At 71.9% G+C, this 17911-nt stretch carries 16 protein-coding genes and 1 pseudogene; 11 read left to right on the forward strand and 6 right to left on the reverse strand.

Annotated features, from left to right (window positions below; all coding sequences use genetic code 11):
* Positions 1–24: 24 nt before the first annotated feature.
* From ACIGEZ_RS32765 to ACIGEZ_RS32775, 3 genes and pseudogenes are all read right to left on the reverse strand, one after another.
* Positions 25–1296 (reverse strand): annotated as a pseudogene (locus ACIGEZ_RS32765) (lipopolysaccharide biosynthesis protein); the annotation flags it as partial.
* Positions 1293–2498, reverse strand: coding sequence for a DegT/DnrJ/EryC1/StrS family aminotransferase (locus ACIGEZ_RS32770; RefSeq protein ID WP_399838585.1), 1206 nt, complete (start codon positions 2496–2498; stop codon positions 1293–1295). The pseudogene ACIGEZ_RS32765 and the gene ACIGEZ_RS32770, both read right to left, overlap by 4 nt.
* Before the next feature lie 79 nt (positions 2499–2577).
* Positions 2578–3468 carry an RNA polymerase sigma factor SigF gene (locus ACIGEZ_RS32775; RefSeq protein WP_399838588.1) on the reverse strand — a complete coding sequence of 297 codons (891 nt, stop codon included), beginning with the start codon at positions 3466–3468 and terminating at the stop codon, positions 2578–2580.
* Between the two features lie 171 nt (positions 3469–3639).
* On the opposite strand from ACIGEZ_RS32775, the gene ACIGEZ_RS32780 reads away from it, so the two are divergent.
* The 6 genes from ACIGEZ_RS32780 (at position 3640) to ACIGEZ_RS32805 (ending at position 8667) form a co-directional block, all read left to right on the forward strand.
* On the forward strand, positions 3640–4005 hold the full coding sequence (locus ACIGEZ_RS32780; protein WP_399838591.1) for an STAS domain-containing protein: 366 nt from the start codon (positions 3640–3642) through the stop codon (positions 4003–4005).
* A 105-nt stretch (positions 4006–4110) separates the two neighbouring features.
* A complete protein-coding gene (locus ACIGEZ_RS32785) occupies positions 4111–4539 on the forward strand; it encodes an ATP-binding protein (protein WP_399838593.1) in 429 nt (142 codons plus the stop codon).
* A 219-nt stretch (positions 4540–4758) separates the two neighbouring features.
* Entirely contained in the window at positions 4759–5430 is a 672-nt protein-coding gene (locus tag ACIGEZ_RS32790; RefSeq protein ID WP_399838628.1) for a peptidase, read from the forward strand.
* Positions 5430–6227 (forward strand): hypothetical protein, encoded by a 798-nt coding sequence (locus tag ACIGEZ_RS32795; protein ID WP_399838596.1) that lies wholly within the window; start codon positions 5430–5432, stop codon positions 6225–6227. Before ACIGEZ_RS32790 ends, ACIGEZ_RS32795 begins: the two co-directional genes overlap by 1 nt.
* On the forward strand, positions 6224–7297 hold the full coding sequence (locus tag ACIGEZ_RS32800; protein ID WP_399838599.1) for a hypothetical protein: 1074 nt from the start codon (positions 6224–6226) through the stop codon (positions 7295–7297). The genes ACIGEZ_RS32795 and ACIGEZ_RS32800 overlap by 4 nt, the downstream gene beginning before the upstream one ends.
* 47 nt (positions 7298–7344) lie before the next feature.
* A complete protein-coding gene (locus ACIGEZ_RS32805; protein ID WP_399838630.1) occupies positions 7345–8667 on the forward strand; it encodes a hypothetical protein in 1323 nt (440 codons plus the stop codon).
* A gap of 84 nt (positions 8668–8751) precedes the next feature.
* Here ACIGEZ_RS32805 and ACIGEZ_RS32810 read toward each other — a convergent pair whose 3' ends face one another.
* A complete protein-coding gene (locus tag ACIGEZ_RS32810; RefSeq protein WP_399838602.1) occupies positions 8752–10272 on the reverse strand; it encodes a peptide MFS transporter in 1521 nt (506 codons plus the stop codon).
* Between the two features lie 427 nt (positions 10273–10699).
* Between ACIGEZ_RS32810 and ACIGEZ_RS32815 the strand changes: the two genes are divergently transcribed.
* Positions 10700–11377: a response regulator transcription factor gene (locus ACIGEZ_RS32815; protein ID WP_132916780.1), complete on the forward strand. Its 678-nt coding sequence runs from the start codon at positions 10700–10702 to the stop codon at positions 11375–11377.
* 9 nt (positions 11378–11386) lie between these two features.
* Entirely contained in the window at positions 11387–12658 is a 1272-nt protein-coding gene (locus ACIGEZ_RS32820; protein WP_399838606.1) for an ATP-binding protein, read from the forward strand.
* 9 nt (positions 12659–12667) lie between these two features.
* Here ACIGEZ_RS32820 and ACIGEZ_RS32825 read toward each other — a convergent pair whose 3' ends face one another.
* Positions 12668–13183: a GtrA family protein gene (locus ACIGEZ_RS32825; protein WP_399838608.1), complete on the reverse strand. Its 516-nt coding sequence runs from the start codon at positions 13181–13183 to the stop codon at positions 12668–12670.
* A gap of 189 nt (positions 13184–13372) precedes the next feature.
* Between ACIGEZ_RS32825 and ACIGEZ_RS32830 the strand changes: the two genes are divergently transcribed.
* The 3 genes from ACIGEZ_RS32830 to ACIGEZ_RS32840 are packed head-to-tail and all read left to right on the forward strand — an operon-like array spanning position 13373 to position 16216.
* Positions 13373–14524 (forward strand): 5-(carboxyamino)imidazole ribonucleotide synthase, encoded by a 1152-nt coding sequence (locus ACIGEZ_RS32830; RefSeq protein ID WP_399838611.1) that lies wholly within the window; start codon positions 13373–13375, stop codon positions 14522–14524.
* A 19-nt stretch (positions 14525–14543) separates the two neighbouring features.
* Positions 14544–15041 (forward strand): 5-(carboxyamino)imidazole ribonucleotide mutase, encoded by a 498-nt coding sequence (gene purE / locus ACIGEZ_RS32835; RefSeq protein WP_399838633.1) that lies wholly within the window; start codon positions 14544–14546, stop codon positions 15039–15041.
* Positions 15038–16216, forward strand: a complete 1179-nt coding sequence (locus tag ACIGEZ_RS32840; RefSeq protein WP_399838613.1) for a dipeptidase — start codon at positions 15038–15040, stop codon at positions 16214–16216. The genes purE and ACIGEZ_RS32840 overlap by 4 nt, the downstream gene beginning before the upstream one ends.
* A 120-nt stretch (positions 16217–16336) precedes the next feature.
* On the opposite strand, the gene ACIGEZ_RS32845 is transcribed toward ACIGEZ_RS32840, so the two are convergent.
* Positions 16337–17674, reverse strand: coding sequence for a UDP-glucose dehydrogenase family protein (locus tag ACIGEZ_RS32845; RefSeq protein WP_399838616.1), 1338 nt, complete (start codon positions 17672–17674; stop codon positions 16337–16339).
* Positions 17675–17911 lie beyond the last annotated feature (237 nt).

Consider the following 17911-nt stretch of genomic DNA (forward strand, 5'->3'; position numbering starts at 1 on the left):
GAGACGCCCCTAGGCGCGGCCCGCCCCCCTCAACACCCCCCGCAGCCCGAACCCGGCCACGCCCGCCACCACCGTCATCGACCCCAGCACGGCGAATCCCGCCCCCGATATGCCCGCCACCCCCAGCAGCATCGCCGCGCTCCCCAGCACCAGCACGCACATCGCCCCCTGGAGGACCGCCAGCCGCCCCGTACGCCCCTGGACGCGCAGCACCGCGATGTACAGCTCCACCGCGACCCGCGGCAGCGCCGCCGCGGCGAGCAGGCGGAGCACCGTCGCGCCGTGGGTGGCGTAGTCGGTGCCGAAGGGGGCGAGGATCAGCGGGGCGAAGACCACGAGGACGAGGACGACGGGGACGAGCAGCAGCGCCATGCGGCGCAGCGCCCCGCGGACGCCGTCCGCCAGCGACTCGGGGCTGTGCGAGGCGTGTGCGGTGAGCGACGAGGCCATGTTGATCGCCATGAACTCCATCGTGCCGCCGACCGTGTAGGCGGTGTAGAAGAACGCGTTGTGGGCCGCGTCGAAGCGGACCGCCACCATCACCGGCAACAGGTTGATCATCGCCAGGCTGAACAGCGCCCCGACCGCGTCCCCGGCCATGAAGCGGCCGATCTCCCGTCCGCCCGGCGGCTCGCGGTCCCGGTCGGCGTGGGCCTGCCGGGGGATCAGCCGGGCGAACACCAGCCAGCCGAGCGGCAGTACGGACAGGGCGATCGCCGCCGACCAGGACACGAAGACGCCGAGCGCCGGCATGGCGGCGGCGAGCAGCACGAGCAGCAGCAGCTTGCCCAGCGAGAACACCCCGTTGCCGATCGGCACCCAGAACGCCCTGCGCAACCCGGTGAGCACGCCGTCCTGGAGCGTGAGCAGCGCCCAGCCCACGCAGGAGGCGGTGAAGAAGAGGCCGGCCGGGAGCGAACCGAGCGGGGCGTACGACGGGCCCCACCGGCCGAGCGTGAGCAGGAAGCCCGCGCAGGCCAGCGCGACGACGACCGAGCTCGCCAGGTACGTCCGGCGCACCAGCGGCCCGGTCGCCCGGCCCGCGCGGGGCACGTAGCGGACCACCGCGCCGATCATCGTCGTCGCGGTGAGGGAGGCGAGCAGTCGCTGGGCGGCGATCGCGGCGGAGCCCTGGCCGACCGCCTCCTCGGTGTAGTGGCGGGCCGCGACCAGCCAGAAGCCGAGGCCGAGGGCGGCGGAGACGCCGGTGGAGAGCATCAGCGCGTACGCGTTGCGGAACATCGAGGTCTCGCCCGGCGGGTGCAGTCCCGGCCGTGGCGCCACGGTGTCGGTCACGGGCGGACCGGCTCGACGCCGGCGGCGCGCAGCACGGACAGCACCGGCCCCGCCTTCAGCGGGTCCACGGGCAGCGCGTGCCGCGCGAACCAGGCCGCCGGCTCCGGCGCGGGGGACGGATCCGTGAACTCCTGGCCCGCGTAGGCGTCGAGGGGCGGGTCGTAGAGGTAGCCGGTGGTGATCCGGTGCCGGGCGAGCGCGGCGATGGCCGCGTCCCGGTCGGCGACGAGCAGCGGGACGCGGAACAGCGGCTGTGGGTGCGGTGGTACGGCGCCGTCCGCACACCCCCACCTGCTCTCCAGTAACCTCCCCACCCCCGCCCTGTGCGCCGCCAGCGTCCCCTCGAGACCCCTCAACCGCCGCACCGTCCGGCGCAGCCTGGCGCGCCCGGGCCGCAACCGGTACTCGTGCAGGTCGACCCGCACCCACGACTCGAACGGCGCGAGGGCGGGCGCCGCCGCGAGGGCCTGCTTCAGGGCGTCGGGGCGCAGGGGCATGCGGATCTCCTCGCGCTCCTCCTGGCCGAGGAGTCGCAGGGCGGTGCGTGCGGCGCCGGTGAGGCGCAGGGTGCGGACGGTGGCCTCGGCGTACGGGCGCAACAGGTACGCGAGTTCGGCGGTGCGGCGCGCGGGGTGCAGCAACGCGTCCCGTGCGGCGGCGAGTTCGGTGTACGCGCCCGGGTCGGCGATGGTGAGGAAGCCGCCGGTCCTGGCGTGGGTGTGCTTGGAGAGGCTGAAGACGGAGGCCTCGCCGTACGTGCCGACCGGCCGGCCGCCGACGGTGGAGCCGATGGCGTGGGCCGCGTCCTCGACGAGCGGGATGCCCAGGGCGTCACAGCGGGCCCGCAGTCCGGGTGCCGGGTCGGGGTTCCCGTACAGGTTGGTGGTGACGACGGCGGACAGGCCCCGCCAGACCGTCTCGGGCACGGCGGCCGGGTCGATGCCTCCGGTGCGCGGGTCGAGCGGGGCCTGGACCGGGCGCAGGCCTGCGGCGAGGACGACGAAGAGGATGACGTCGTCGTTGACGGGCGACATGAGGACCCGGCCGCCCGGCTCGCACCAGTGCCGCAGGGCGAGGTAGAGGCCGAGGCGGCAGGACGGCACGTAGAGGCAGCGTCTGCCGCCGAGCCGGGCGCTCATCAGCTCTTCCAGTTCGGCGTACGCAGGCTCCGCGTACGCCGGTTCCGATGCGGCAGAGGCCATCTGCGACTCCCCCCTGAGTCCCTGCCTCAATGTGGGCCGATTCGGACGACCCGTCAATAACGCCTGCCCGGCGGCGACGTCACTCGTCCAGGGTCAGTCCCTTGCGCAGCCGGGTCAGCGTGCGGGCGAGCAGGCGGGAGACGTGCATCTGGGAGATGCCGAGCTCGTCGCCGATCTCCGACTGGGTGAGGCCGGCGGTGAAGCGGAGGGAGAGGATGCGGCGTTCGCGGGCGGGCAGCGAGGCGATCATCGGCTTGAGGGACTCGACGTACTCGATGCCCTCGATGCCGTGGTCCTCGTAGCCGAGCCGGTCGGCGAGGCTCACGCCGTCGGCCTCGGTCTCCTCGGGCGGGGCGTCGAGCGAGCTGGCGGTGTACGCGTTGGCGGCGGCCATGCCCTCGACGACCTCGTCGGTGCCGATCCCGAGTTCCCGGGCGAGCTCCTCGACGGTGGGGGCGCGGTCCAGCCGCTGGGCGAGTTCGTCGCCGGCCTTGGCGAGGTCGATGCGGAGTTCCTGGAGCCTGCGCGGGACGTGCACCGACCACGAGGTGTCGCGGAAGAAGCGCTTGATCTCGCCGATGATGGTCGGCATCGCGAAGGTGGGGAACTCGACGCCGCGGGCCAGTTCGAAGCGGTCGATGGCCTTGATCAGGCCTATCGTGCCGACCTGGACGATGTCCTCCATCGGTTCGCTGCGGGTGCGGAACCGGGAGGCGGCGAACTTGACCAGGGCCAGGTTGAGTTCGATCAGGGTGTTGCGTACGTACGCGTACTCGTGGGTGCCCTCCTCGAGCTCGCCGAGGCGGGCGAAGAGGGTCTTCGACAGGGCGCGCGCGTCGTGCGGCGCGATCTCGTCGGCGGGCGGGATATGCGGGAGATCCGCGGTATCCGGGACGTGTGCGGTGTCCGCACCGTGTGCGGTGTCCGCGGTATGCGGGGCGTCGAGCCGGGGGGACATGCTCTCCTCCATCGTTGTCTCTCGCTGCGGTTTGCGGCGCCTCCAAAGCCGGCCATGTGGAATGTGTCCTTCTAGCCCTACCTGTTCGACCCGGATGGTTGCAAGTGCCAATTGTCCGGTTTGGGTTGATATGAGCTGGAGCTTGTGTGCGGCGGAAGGGGGTGCGCTTGTATGGTTCGGAGCATGTACCGCCAGCACATCGGCAGCGCACCCGGGCGATTCCGGGTCGAAGTCCGGACCGTGGGGGCGAGCGAGGTGCTCACCCCGGTGGGTGAGCTCGATCACCACACCGCCGAACTGTTGCGTGCGCCACTCGACCGCGCGCTCGACGAGGGGCGCTCACGCCTCGTACTCGACTGCTCACGGCTCGAGTTCTGCGACTCCACCGGCCTCAACGTGCTCCTCGCCGCCCGGCTGAGAGCGGACGCCGCGGGTGGTGGGGTCCATCTGGCGGCGATGCGGCCACCGGTGGCGCGGGTCTTCGAGATCACCGGGGCGGACGCCGTCTTCACCCTCCACGACTCGCTCGAATCGGCGCTCCCCGACTGAGCTCCTCCCGTCCCGCCCCCGGACCGTGGTTCGCCCCCCCCCGGACCGTGGTCCGTTCCTGTCCCGTCTCTCGTCAATCGGTTGAATCGGTGAGGTGAAGCGCTGATGGAGACTGCCTCCGGCGAACCCGACGTCCGCATCCTCGCCCTCGGGTCGGCCAGTGGCACCGTTCCGCTCGCCCGCGACTTCACGCGGCAGGCGCTCCACGACTGGGGCTGGCTGCCGGCCGGCACCGCCGACCGCAGGGCCGCCGCCGAGGACGTCCTGCTCGTGGTCTCCGAACTGGTCACCAACGCCTGCCTGCACGCCGAGGGCCCGGAGAGCCTGCGCGTGCTGCGCCTCGCCGAGGTGCTGCGCCTGGAGGTCGCCGACCGCGGCGCCGGCCAGCCCGCCCCGCGCACCCCGCACCGGGCCGGCCGGCCCGGCGGGCACGGCATGTTCATCGTGCAGCGGCTCTGCCGCGACTGGGGCATCGACCGCACACCCGGCGCCCCCGGCAAGACGGTCTGGGCCGAACTGGCCGCACCCGCGTAGGGAGCGCCCCGGCGGGTTCCCCGGCGTAAGGCCCCTAGGACTTTCACACCTTCTGCCGTCCTCTTGTCTTCCCTCCACAAGGCCCCAGGCGTACCTTGACGCCCAATCTGAAAGACCGTCAGTAACTTCGCGGTGCGCCGGTGCGCGGCCGCGGTGCAACGGTGAGGGGTGCTGGAAGTGCCGAACCGGAGGAGAACAGCCGGCGCGCTGACGGCGGCGATGGCGGTGGCGGGCACGGCGGTCCTGCTCTCCGCCCCCGCCGCCCGCGCCGCCGTCGTTGACGTGGACTACGCGTGCGAGACGAAGATCGGCCCCAAGGGTGCCGTCTCACCCGTCGACATCAAGGCCGTCAAGAACGGCGGCTCGTACACGATCACCATGTCCTTCGAGAAGGGCGTCTCCGACAGCCCCGTCGAACTCCCCAAGGGCGTCATGACCCCGCGCGCCGAGCTCGTCCTCGGCGGCGCGGACAGCGGCAAGGTCCAGGTCAAGGGCGTGCCCAACGCGGTGGCCATCCCGCCCGACACCCCCATCAAGATCGGGCAGTTGACGGGAACGTACACCCCGAAGAAGAGCGGCAAGGTCACCTTCACGGCCGGGGTGCTCACCGTCCACGCGCTCGGCATGGACGCCGCCGTCTGCACCCCCAAGAACCACCCAGAGCCCGCCCTCGAACTGGACGTCACCGGCTCCGGCGACTCCGAGGGCACGGGCGGCGGCTCGGGCGACGGCGACTCCTCCGGCGGTACGGGGTCGGGCGGCGAGCTGCCCAAGACCGGGCCGCTCGACTCGGCGACCGCGCTCGGCACCCTCGGCGGCACCGTGCTGCTGACCGGCGCGGCCGGGGTGCTCTGGCTCACCCGGCGCACGGCACGGCACACGGCACGCTGATGCGGGCGGCACGGTCCGGGCTCGGGGCCGCCGCCGTCGCGCTCCTCGGGGCGGTCGCGGCGGCACCGGCGCCCGGCTGGACGGCGGCGCCCGCCGCGGGACGCCCGTACGTCTATCTGGAGGGCGCGCCGGGCAGCGTCCTCCAGGACACCCTGTCCGTCACCAACCCGGGCGCGAAGCCGCTCACCGTACGGCTCACCGGGCACGGCGCCCCGGTGGCCTTCGCCGCGCGGACGGTGACCGTGCCCGCCAGGACCCGGGCGGACGTGCCCTTCGCGGTGACCGTCACCGCCGAGACCCCGCCCGGCGAACACCGCGGCGAGATCCGGGCCGGCGCCGCGGGGCGCGAGACGGTCGTCCCGCTCCACCTGCGGGTCAGCGGGCCGCGCCTCGCCGCGCTCACCGTCGAGGAACTCCGCGTCGACCCCTCGGGCACCCTGCACTACACGCTCGTCAACCGGGGCAACACCGTCCTCGCCCCGCGTCTGGCCGTCCGCGCCGAAGGGGTCCTCGGCACGGTCCTCGACCGCCCGGAACGCCCGCTGCCGCTGACCCTGCGCCCAGGCGAGCGCGCCACCCGCAGCGAACCCTGGCCCGATCCGCCCGCCCTGGACTCGGTCACCGTCCACCTGACGGCGAGCGCCGCCGGCGCCACGCCCGCGCTGGCCCGTACGGACACCGCCTTCGCCTCCACGGCGGGCGTCGGGGCCGCGGCGGCCGCCCTCCTCGCGGTGGCGGGCGCGGTCACGTACGCCCTGCGGGGTCGGATTCGGAGTCGGATACGGAGGCAACGATGAGGTCGACGCGTACGGGCGCCGCCACCGCCCTGCTCGCCGCGCTGCTGTTCGCCCTGCTGCCCGCCGCCCCCGCCGCGGCCGCGCCGGGCCCCACGGTCGCGCTCTCGCAGAGCGAGGCCGGCAAGGGCGGCGAGATCACCGTCAGCGGGTCCGGATGGAAGCCGGGCGCCCTGCTCATGCTGCTGGTCTGCGGCCAGTCCGCGCCCGGCAAGGGCGTCATCGGCGGCACCAACTCCTGCGCCAACACCGACGGTCGCGCCGCCACCGTCGACGCCAAGGGCGCCTTCAGCCAGAAGCTGCCCGTCGCCGAACCGCCCAAGCCCTGCCCCTGCGTGGTCCACGTCGCCGGGGTCACCGGGCAACAGGACACCGTGGACGCCGAGTTCACCGTCGCCGGGCACCCGACCGCCCCGCTGCCCGAGCCGTCCGGCGCCGGCCGGCTCGCCGTGCTCGCCTCCGTGCGGCTCGAAGGTTCGAGCGGGGTCCTCGTCTGGTTCGGCGCGCCCGCGCGGCGCGAGGTGGTCTTCACCGTCGGCAACCTCGGCTCCACCCCGGTCAAGGACCCGGTCTTCGAGGTCGGCACCAGCCACGGGGTGTTCGCTCCGCAGTACGAGGAGCGCCAGTGGCGCGGCACGATCGAGCCCGGCCGCAAGGCCCTGGTCAAGCTGCCGGCCGAGCTGGCGGCGGGCGCCCACGGCGACTACCAGGTGTCGGTGCGGTACGGCGGCAAGGTCCTCGTCGAGCAGCCCTGGGGGGTCGGGCGGCCCTGGGGTGTCACCCTCTTCTGGCTGCTGCTCGCGGTCGTCGTGCCGGCCGCGCTCTTCCGCATCGGCATGGCGATCGTCGACCGGGTCAGGCCGGAGGGCCACCGCCAGAACCGGGGCGGGAGCCCGCACCAGAGCGGGAGCGGGCCACACGGCCGGCGCCGGCGCCGTGCCCCCGTACCTGACCGCACCCCCCTCCCCGTACCGGCGGTTCCGGCTGCCGGCGAACCGACGGCGGTCCTGCCGTGGTTCACCCCTGACTCCGCACCGTCAGAGAACAGTCCGACGACGAAGGGACAGTCGTGAGCACGACACGCACGACACCGAGGACGATCGCGGCGGGCGTCGCGCTGATGCTCGGCGGCGCGGGGATCCTGCTGACCGCCGGCCCCGCCATGGCCGCCGAGGTCGCGTACAAGACGGAGTGCATCCCGCCCGCCATCTCCGGCCTGCCGGCGGTGCAGGGCACCACGAAGGTGCTGATCACCGCGCCGGCCGAGGCCAAGGTCGGCGACGAGGTCGAGGTGGTCTGGAAGACGGTCGAGGCGGCCTCCAAGAATCCGGACATCCTCGACCTGGAGAAGGACACGGTGAAGCCGACCGGTGTCCTCAAGATCGGCGGCGCGGCGAGCGGCACGCTGTCGATGGAGGGGCCGCGGCAGAACCCGCCGATCAAGAAGAACAGCCCGATGGTCCTGCCGGACATGAAGGGCAAGCTGAAGCTGGAGAAGGCGGGCGAGATCACGCTGACGCCGGACAAGTACAACATCAACGTGTCCAAGCCGATGTCGACGGACACGAAGTGCTCGCCCAAGGAGACGGTCGCGGTAGCCGCCACGATCAAGGTGACGGACGGGGGCGGCACGACCACGTCCGGTGGCACGACGACATCCGGGGGTACGACCACGTCCGGGGGTACGACGACATCCGGGGGTACGACGACGTCCGGAGGCACGACCACGTCCGGCGGCAGCACCTCTGGCGGGACGAGCGGCTCCGGCGGCAGTACGACGACATCCGGCGGATCCGCCTCCGGCGGTGGCGGGGGCCAGACCGATTTCCCCGGCAAGGAGGTCGCGGTGAGCTTCGCCTGCCAGGCCCCCGGCCCCGCGAGCATCACCTCCAAGGTGACGATCAACGCCAAGAAGGACGGCGGCTCCTACGCCCTCACCGTCAAGACCGCCAAGGGCGTCATGAACAGCCCCGCCGCCCTCCCCAAGGGCGCCCTCAAGCCCTCCATGGCCGTGAAGATCGGCGGCGCCGACAGCGGCACCGTCACGGTCACCGGCGCTCCCAACCCGGCGCCCCTGGAGGCGGGTAAGCCGGTCGACCTGACCGACATGACCGGCACGTACAAGCCGGGCGCGAGCGGCAAGGCCACGCTCAGCCCCGGCAAGCTGACCATCAGCGTGTCGCTCGGGGGTTCGCCGATCGTCATCCCCTGCGAGGTCAAGGGCGGTGTCGCCGCGTCCCTGGAGCTCGACACCACCAAGCAGGCCGGCGGCGCCGCCGGCGGGGGCGGGAACAGCGCCTCCGGTGGCGGAGGCGGCGACCTCGCCGAGACCGGCGCCGAGGACACCGGCGCCCTGCGCGCCCTCGCCCTCGTGGCGGGCACGGTGATCCTGCTCGGCGGCGCGGTCTTCACCTTCACCCCGTGGGCCCGCCTGCGGCGCTGACGGGCGCCGGCGGAAACGGCGGAGGGCCGCCGCACCGATTCGGTGCGGCGGCCCTCCGTGCGTACGGCGGTCCGGACGGACGCGTCAGTGGACGCTGCCCATGAGGCCCTGGACCTTCTTGCGGTACATGTAGATCGCGAAGCCCGCCGCGACGGCCAGCGCCGCCTGCATGGCGATGATCCCTGTGCCGTTGAGGTCCACACCGGCCAGCGAGAGCAGACCGGTGGTGCAGTCACCGGCGGTGACGGCGAGGAACCAGACGCCCATCATCTGGGAGGCGTACTTCTGCGGGGCCATCTTCGTGGTGACGGAGAGGCCGACGGGGGAGAGGCACAGCTCACCGATGGTCTGGATCATGTAGATCGAGACGAGCCACATCGGGGAGACCTTGTCGCCGCCACCCGCCATGTTCATCGGGACGATGAAGACGAAGAAGGACGCGCCGACCAGGACCAGGCCCATCGCGAACTTCACGATGGTGTTCGGCTCCTGGTTCTTGCGGGCCAGCCACAGCCACAGCCAGGCGAAGACCGGGGCCAGCGCCATGACGAACAGCGGGTTCAGGGACTGGTACCAGGTGGCCGGGAAGCCGAGGCCGAAGACGGTGTCGGAGGTCTTGTCGTCGGCGAACAGCGACAGGGTCGAGCCACCCTGGTCGTAGATCATCCAGAAGACGGCGGCGGCGACGAAGAACCAGATGTAACCGGTCATCTTCGACTGCTCGGTCTTGTCGAGGTCCTTGTCGCGCTTGATGCGGACGAGGACGGCGATCGGGATGATCAGACCGGCGAGGGTGATCGGCACGAGCGCCCAGTTCAGGGTGTACATGCCGAGGGCGACGACGACGCCGTAGAAGACGGCGGCCAGGACCAGGACCAGGCAGACCTTGACCAGGACGCTCTTGCGCTCGGCGGCCGAGAGCGGGTTGGGGACGACGGCGCTCTTCGGGCTGAGGTTCTTGGTGCCGATGAGGAACTGGACCAGACCCAGGCCCATGCCGACCGCGGCGAGCGCGAAGCCGAGGTGCCAGTTGACCTTCTCGCCGACGGTGCCGACGACGAAGGGCGCCACGAACGCACCGAGGTTGATGCCGATGTAGAAGAGCGTGAAGCCACCGTCACGGCGCGGGTCGTCCGGGCCGTCGTAGAGGTGGCCCACCATCGTGGAGATGTTGGCCTTGAGCAGACCGGAACCGGCGGCGACGAGTGCCAGACCGGCGAAGAAGGCCGCCTGGCCGGGGATCGCCAGCGAGGCGTGGCCCGCCATGATCACGAAACCGGCGATGGTGACCGTCTTGCGGGCGCCCCAGACGCGGTCGCCGAACCAGCCACCGGGCATGGCCATCAGGTAGACCATCGACACGTACACGGAGTAGATCGCCGTGGCCGTGGCCGCCGTCATGGCGAGGCCGCCGCCCTGGCTGCCCGTGGCGGCGTCGGCACCACCGGAGACCAGGTAGAGGACCAGAAGGGCTCGCATGCCGTAGTAGGAGAAGCGCTCCCACATCTCGGTCATGAAGAGGGTGGCCAGGCCGCGGGGGTGGCCGAAGAAGGTCTTCTCGGAACCGGAGGTTCCGTGCGAAGCCGTCGTCAGGCTGGACGCCATGTCGATCCTTGCTCTGTCGGGACGCGCGCTTCGTGAGCGTGATGCGCCCGGTGGGGGAGGCCGGCACCGGAGGAGGCGCGTTCGCACCTCACCGGGATCCACGCCCTGACGCGTCTTCGCGCCGTAGGACCCGGCCCACAGGTCATTCACCGTTCCCAAGACTGCCGAAGCAGACCTCGTGCAGAAAAGAGACCCTTGGCGTGCCAAAACGGCCAAAGGTCCCCGATTACCGCTACAGAACTCTCGACACCATACGACACGACACTGCCGGATATGGAAGGACTTGAGAGATGGATCACAGGCTCCGCCGGAACCGGCAGCCTGCATTCGAAGGTCGTAAGTACCTTACGCGCCAAGATCCACAGGCCGCCCGCCCGCCGGGTGGATCAAGCCACGGCGCCGCCGCCGTGCGGACTACCATCACCCCATGACCCGTGTACTGCTCGCCGAGGACGACGCCTCCATCTCGGAACCGCTGGCCCGCGCCCTGCGGCGGGAGGGATACGAGGTCGAGGTGCGCGAGGACGGCCCGACCGCCCTCGACGCCGGACTCCAGGGCGGCGTCGACCTGGTCGTGCTCGACCTCGGGCTGCCCGGCATGGACGGCCTCGAGGTCGCCCGCCGGCTGCGCGCCGAGGGCCACACGGTGCCGATCCTGGTCCTCACCGCCCGCGCGGACGAGGTCGACACCGTCGTCGGACTCGACGCCGGCGCCGACGACTACGTCACCAAGCCCTTCCGGCTCGCCGAGCTGCTCGCCCGCGTCCGGGCCCTGCTCCGGCGCGGTGCCACCGAGCCGGCCGCCGCGCCCACCACCCACGGCGTGCGGATCGACGTCGAGTCGCACCGCGCCTGGATGGGCGACGAGGAGCTCCAGCTGACCGCCAAGGAGTTCGACCTGCTGCGGGTCCTGGTCCGCGACGCCGGCCGGGTGGTCACCCGCGACCAGCTGATGCGCGAGGTCTGGGACACCACCTGGTGGTCCTCCACCAAGACCCTCGACATGCACATCTCCTGGCTGCGCAAGAAGCTCGGCGACGACGCGGCCAACCCCCGCTACATCGCCACGGTCCGGGGCGTGGGCTTCCGCTTCGAGAAGAGCTAGGCCCGCTCCGTGCGCCGCCGCCTGATCAACTCCACGCTCGCCGTGGTGCTCGTCGTCATCGCCGTCTTCGGGGTCTCCCTGGTGATCGTCGAGACCCGCACCATCTCCTCCAGCGCCCAGGAGAGCGTGGACTCCGAGGCGCTGCGGATCGTCTCCATCGTCGACAGCCGGCTCATCGGCGGCGAGCCCGTCAACCCGGACATCCTGGCCGACCAGAGCGGCGCCAAGCGGTGGGCGCGGATCAGCATCCCGGGCCGTACGCCGATCGAGATCGGCACCCGCCCGGGCGGCGACGTGATCCGGGGCCTGGCCGAGGGCGAGCGCGGCGAGACGGTGATCGTCGAGGAGGCCCGCTCGGTCATCACCGACGAGGTGGCCCGCACCCTGATGATCATCGCCACGGTGGCGCTGCTGTGCGTCGTGGCGGCCGTGCTGCTCGCCGTACGGCAGGCGAACAAGCTGGCCTCGCCGCTCACCGACCTCGCCGAGACCGCCGAGCGGCTCGGCTCAGGCGACCCGCGGCCCCGGCACAGGCGGTACGGGGTGCCGGAGCTCGACCGGGTCGCGGACGTGCTCGACGCCTCCGCCGAGCGGATCGCCCGGATGCTGACCGCCGAGCGCCGGCTCGCCGCCGACGCCTCGCACCAGCTCCGTACGCCGCTCACGGCGCTCTCCATGCGCCTGGAGGAGGTCGCCCTCGCCGACGACCTCGACACGGTCAAGGAGGAGGCGACGATCGCGCTCACCCAGGTCGAGCGGCTCACCGACGTCGTCGAACGGCTGCTCACCAACGCGCGCGACCCGCGCACGGGCTCCGCGGTCGCCTTCGACCTGGACGAGGTGATCAAGCAGCAGCTGGAGGAGTGGCGGCCGGCCTACCGCAGCGCGGGCCGCGCCATCGTGCACTCCGGCAAGCAGGGGATGCGGGCCGTCGGCACCCCGGGCGCGGTCGCCCAGGTGCTCGCGGCGCTGATCGAGAACTCGCTCATGCACGGGGGCGGCACGGTGGCGCTGCGCACCCGGGTCACCGGCAACCAGTCCGTGATCGAGGTGACCGACGAGGGGCCCGGCGTCCCCGCGGACCTGGGGGCACGGATCTTCGAGCGCGCGGTCAGCGGCCGCAGCTCCACGGGCATCGGCCTCGCGGTCGCCCGGGACCTCGCGGAGGCGGACGGGGGCCGTCTGGAGCTGCTCCAGCAGCAGCCGCCGGTCTTCGCGCTCTTCCTGAGCCGGGAGGTCAGGGGCCGTACGGAACCGGAAGCCGAGCGCCCGGTCCGCTGAAAGGGTGACTCAGACCCGGTCGGGCTGCTTGTGGCCCGCCTGCCGGGGCGCCTGCTCCAGGAACGATTCGGCGGTCTGCACCGCCTCCTTCGCGGGCAGCGCCTTGAACACCCAGGTCCGGTACGACCAGAAGCGGAACAGGGTCGCGACGCCGATGCCGAAGAACTTGAAGAAGTTGCTCTGCAGCGGGGTGTCCCAGCCGAACCCGTACGTCGCCGCGTAGAGAACGCCGTTCTCGATCACCATGCCGACCAGGCTGAACAGCAGGAACAGGGTGAGTTCCTTGGTGCGCCCCGACTTGTCGCGGTCGCGGTACGTGAAGTAACGGAACCCCACGTAGTTGAAGGCGATGGCCACGGCGGTGGCGATGATGCTGGCCCGCACGACCGGCAGCTCGGTGACATGCCGCACCAGATTGAAGACGGCCAGGTTCACCAGGACACCGAGGCCGCCGACGACGCCGAACTTGGCGACCTCACGGACGAGCCGGTCCACTCGCATGCGCAGCGCGCCGGGTTCACTCATGGTGATGGCTCTGTCCCGTCGGTTGGGGGCTGTCATCCGGACGACTCCGGGATGACGTCAACCAAACCATGCTAACCACCCCTCCTGTCACCTGCCCGTGATGCTCGCGATCCGTGTGCGAACGCACACGCGGCTGTGACAAAACACAGCCGGACGAGTGTCCGCAACTTGTGCGGATACCCTAAGAGGGTGACGTTCCCGGTAGTCGGCATGGTCGGTGGCGGTCAGCTCGCCCGAATGACCCACGAGGCGGGCATCCCCCTCGGCATCAAGTTCAAGCTCCTCAGCGACACCCCGCAGGACTCGGCGGCCCAGGTGGTGAGCGAGGTCGTCATCGGCGACCATCGCGACCTGGACACGCTGCGTGACTTCGCGCGCGGCTGCGACGTGATCACCTTCGATCACGAGCACGTGCCCGCGGAGCACCTGGCGGCCCTGGAGGCGGACGGCGTCGTCGTCCGCCCCGGTCGTGCGGCCCTCGCGCACGCCCAGGACAAGGGGGTGATGCGGGCGAAACTCGACGAGATCGGCGCGCCGAGCCCGCGGCACCGCATCGTGGCCGACCCGGCCGACGCGGCGGCCTTCGCCGCCGAGGTCGGCGGCTTCCCGATCATCCTGAAGACCGTGCGCGGCGGCTACGACGGCAAGGGCGTGTGGTTCGTCCGCTCCGAGGCGGACGCGCACGACCCGTTCCGCGCGGGCGTGCCGGTCCTCGCCGAGGAGAAGGTCGACTTCGCGCGCGAGCTCGCCGCGAACATCGTCCGCTCCCCGCACGGGCAGGCCGTCGCCTACCCGGTCGTCGAGTCCCGGCAGGTCGACGGAGTCTGCGACACCGTCATCGCGCCCGCGCCCGGGCTCTCCGACGAGCTCGCGGGCCAGGCGCAGGAGCTGGCCCTGCGGATCGCCAAGGAGCTCGGCGTCGTCGGCCACCTGGCCGTGGAGCTCTTCGAGGCCGTCGACGCCGACGGCACGCGCCGCCTGCTCGTCAACGAGCTCGCCATGCGCCCGCACAACTCCGGCCACTGGACCCAGGACGGGGCGATCACGTCGCAGTTCGCCAACCACGTCCGGGCCGTCCTCGACCTTCCGCTGGGTGACCCGCGGCCGCGGGCGAAGTGGACCGTGATGTGCAATGTTCTCGGTGGCGACTACCCGGACATGTACGCGGCGTACCTGCACTGCATGGCCAGGGACCCGCAGCTGAAGATCCACATGTACGGCAAGGACGTGAAGCCCGGCCGCAAGGTGGGCCACGTCAACACCTACGGCGACGACCTGGAAGACGTGCTGGAGCGCGCCCGCCACGCCGCCGACTACCTGCGAGGAACGATCGTTGAGTAATCCGCTCATTGGCATCGTCATGGGGTCCGACTCGGACTGGCCCGTCATGGAGGCCGCCGCGCAGGCCCTGGACGAGTTCGAGATCGCGTACGAGGTCGACGTCGTCTCCGCGCACCGCATGCCCCGCGAGATGATCGCGTACGGCGAGAACGCCGCGGACCGGGGCCTGAAGGCGATCATCGCGGGCGCCGGCGGCGCGGCCCACCTGCCGGGCATGCTCGCCTCGGTCACCCCGCTGCCCGTGATCGGTGTCCCCGTGCCGCTGAAGTACCTCGACGGCATGGACTCGCTCCTGTCGATCGTGCAGATGCCGGCCGGTGTGCCGGTCGCCACCGTCTCGGTCGCCGGGGCCCGTAACGCGGGCCTGCTCGCCGCCCGTATCCTCGCCGCGCACGACCCCGAACTGCTCGGCCGGATGCGGGAGTTCCAGCAGGAACTGAACGACCAGGCCACGGAGAAGGGCAAGCGGCTGCGGCAGAAGGTCGAGGGTTCGGGCGGCTTCGGGTTCGCCCAGTGAGCGCGGCGGACCGCCTCGACGAGGCCAGGGAGCTCCTGGCCGCGTCCCCCGTGGTGGACGGTCACAACGACCTGCCGTGGGCCCTGCGTCAGCAGGCCCGCTACGACCTGGACCGCCTGGACATCGCCGCCGACCAGTCGGCCACGCTCCACACCGACCTGGCCCGGCTGCGGTCCGGCGGCGTCGGCGCCCAGTTCTGGTCGGTGTTCGTGCCGTCCAGCCTGACCGGGGACGACGCCGTCAGCGCCACCCTGGAGCAGATCGACGCCGTCGACCAGCTGATCGAGCGGTACGCGGCCGATCTCGCGCCCGCGCTGACCGCCGACGACATGGAGACGGCCCGCAAGGAGGGCCGCATCGCGTCCCTCAAGGGCGCCGAGGGCGGCCACTCGATCAACAACTCCCTCGCCACCCTGCGCGCCCTGCACGCCCTCGGCGTGCGGTACATGACGCTCACCCACAACGACAACAACGACTGGGCGGACTCGGCGACGGACCGGCCGGGCGTCGGCGGCCTGTCGGCCTTCGGCCGTGAGGTCGTCCGCGAGATGAACCGCACCGGCATGCTGGTCGACCTCTCGCACGTGGCCGCCACGACGATGCGGGACGCGCTCGACACCACGGCCGCGCCGGTGATCTTCTCGCACTCCTCGGCGCGTGCGGTCTGCGACCACCCGCGCAACATCCCGGACGACGTCCTGGAGCGACTGCCCGCCAACGGGGGCGTGGCGATGGCCACGTTCGTGCCGAAGTTCATCCTGCCGGCGGCGGTGGAGTGGACCGCCCGGGCCGACGACAACATGCGCGCCCACGGCCTGCACCACCTCGACACCACCCCCGCGGCGATGCGGATCCACCGCGCCTTCGAGGCGGACGACCCGCGCCCGGTCGCGACGGCCTCGACGGTCGCCGACCACCTCGACCACATGCGCGAGGTCGCCGGGATCGACCACATCGGCATCGGCGGCGACTACGACGGCACGGCGTTCACACCGGCGGGCCTGGACGACGTGGCGGGCTACCCGAACCTGATCGCGGAGCTCCTGACCCGCGGCTGGTCCCGTCCGGACCTGGCCAAGCTGACCTGGTCGAACGCGGTGCGGGTGCTGAGGGACGCGGAGGCGGTGGCGCGCGAGGAACAGGGCCGCCGTTCCCCTTCGAACGCAACGCTCTGATCCCGTAGGGGAGTTGACGGACAGCCGGTCAGGGCCTCGCCGCTGCGGGGCCCTTCCGCGGGTCCCGGGCGGCTCAGCCCACCGTGCCCGCCTCCCCACCCGATGGCGCGGCGGCGGGAGTCAGGCCCGCGGGCGCCCCATGGCCCGATAGGTCCACCCGGCATCCCGCCACCGCGCGGGATCCAGCGCGTTGCGGCCGTCGAGGATGACGGGCGACGACACGACCCGCCCCAGCTCCACCGGATCGATGGCGTCACGGAACTCGCGCCACTCGGTCAGGTGCAGCACCACGTCCGCGCCCCGCACCGCGTCGAGCGCCGAGTCCGCGTACCCCAGGGTCGGGAAGAGCCGCCGTGCGTTGTCCATGCCCTTGGGGTCGTAGACGGTGACCTGCCCGCCCTGGAGGTGGATCTGCCCGGCCACGTTCAGCGCGGGCGAGTCGCGGACGTCGTCCGAGTCCGGCTTGAAGGTCGCGCCGAGCACGGCCACCCGCTTGCCGAGGAACCCGCCGCCGAGCGCGTCGCGCGCCATCTCGACCATGGAGGCGCGACGCCGCATGTTGATGGAGTCGATCTCGCGCAGGAAGGTCAGCGCCTGGTCGGCGCCGAGCTCGCCGGCCCGGGCCATGAAGGCCCGGATGTCCTTCGGCAGGCAGCCGCCGCCGAAGCCGATTCCGGCCCGCAGGAACTTCGCGCCGATCCGGTCGTCGTGCCCGATCGCCTCGGCGAGCTTGGCGACGTCGCCGCCGGCGGCCTCGCAGAGCTCGGCCATGGCGTTGATGAAGGAGATCTTGGTGGCGAGGAAGGAGTTGGCCGAGGTCTTCACGAGCTCGGCGGTGGGGAAGTCGGTGACCACGAACGGCGAGCCCTCCGCGACGGGCACCGCGTACACCTCGCGCAGCGTCTTCTCGGTCCGCTCGCCGGCCGCCCCGTCGCCCACGCCGACGACGATCCGGTCCGGGTGGAGCGTGTCCTGCACGGCGAAGCCCTCGCGCAGGAACTCCGGGTTCCAGGCGAGCTCCACGCCCGCGGGCAGGAGCGCGGCGAGCCGCTCGGCGGAGCCGACCGGAACGGTCGACTTGCCGACGACGAGCGCGCCTTCCTGCACGACGCTCGCGAGCGAGCCGAAGGCGGAGTCGACGTACGACATGTCGCAGGCGTACTCGCCGTGCTTCTGCGGCGTGTTCACGCAGACGAAGTGCACGTCGCCGAAGGCGCCCACCTCCTCCCAGGAGGTGGTGAACCGCAGCCGCCCAGTGGACCCGGCGATCCCGTCCACGTGCCGGGCGAGGAGTTCCTCGAGCCCGGGCTCGTACATGGGGACCCGCCCGGCCGCGAGCATCTCGACCTTCTCGGGTACGACGTCGAGGCCGAGCACCTCGAATCCCAGTTCCGCCATGGCCGCGGCGTGGGTGGCGCCGAGATAGCCGGTGCCGATCACGGTGATCTTGAGGGCCATGCGGTCTCCAGTGAGGTCGGGCTGAATGCCTGCCCGAGCATAGTCGGGGCCTGGATCGGCGCCGGGGCACGCCCTACCATTTGGGTTACTTAACGGTAGTTAGCAAGCGTGGGAGTGAGTGACCGTGGCCGGTTCCGCTGATTTCGACCTGTATCGCCCGTCGGAGGAGCACGAGATGCTCCGGGAGACGGTCCGTGCGCTGGCGGAGGCGAAGATCACGCCGTTCGCCGCGGCGGT

The sequence above is a fragment of the Streptomyces sp. NPDC085481 genome (genome assembly GCF_044541845.1).
Taxonomy (GTDB): domain Bacteria; phylum Actinomycetota; class Actinomycetes; order Streptomycetales; family Streptomycetaceae; genus Streptomyces.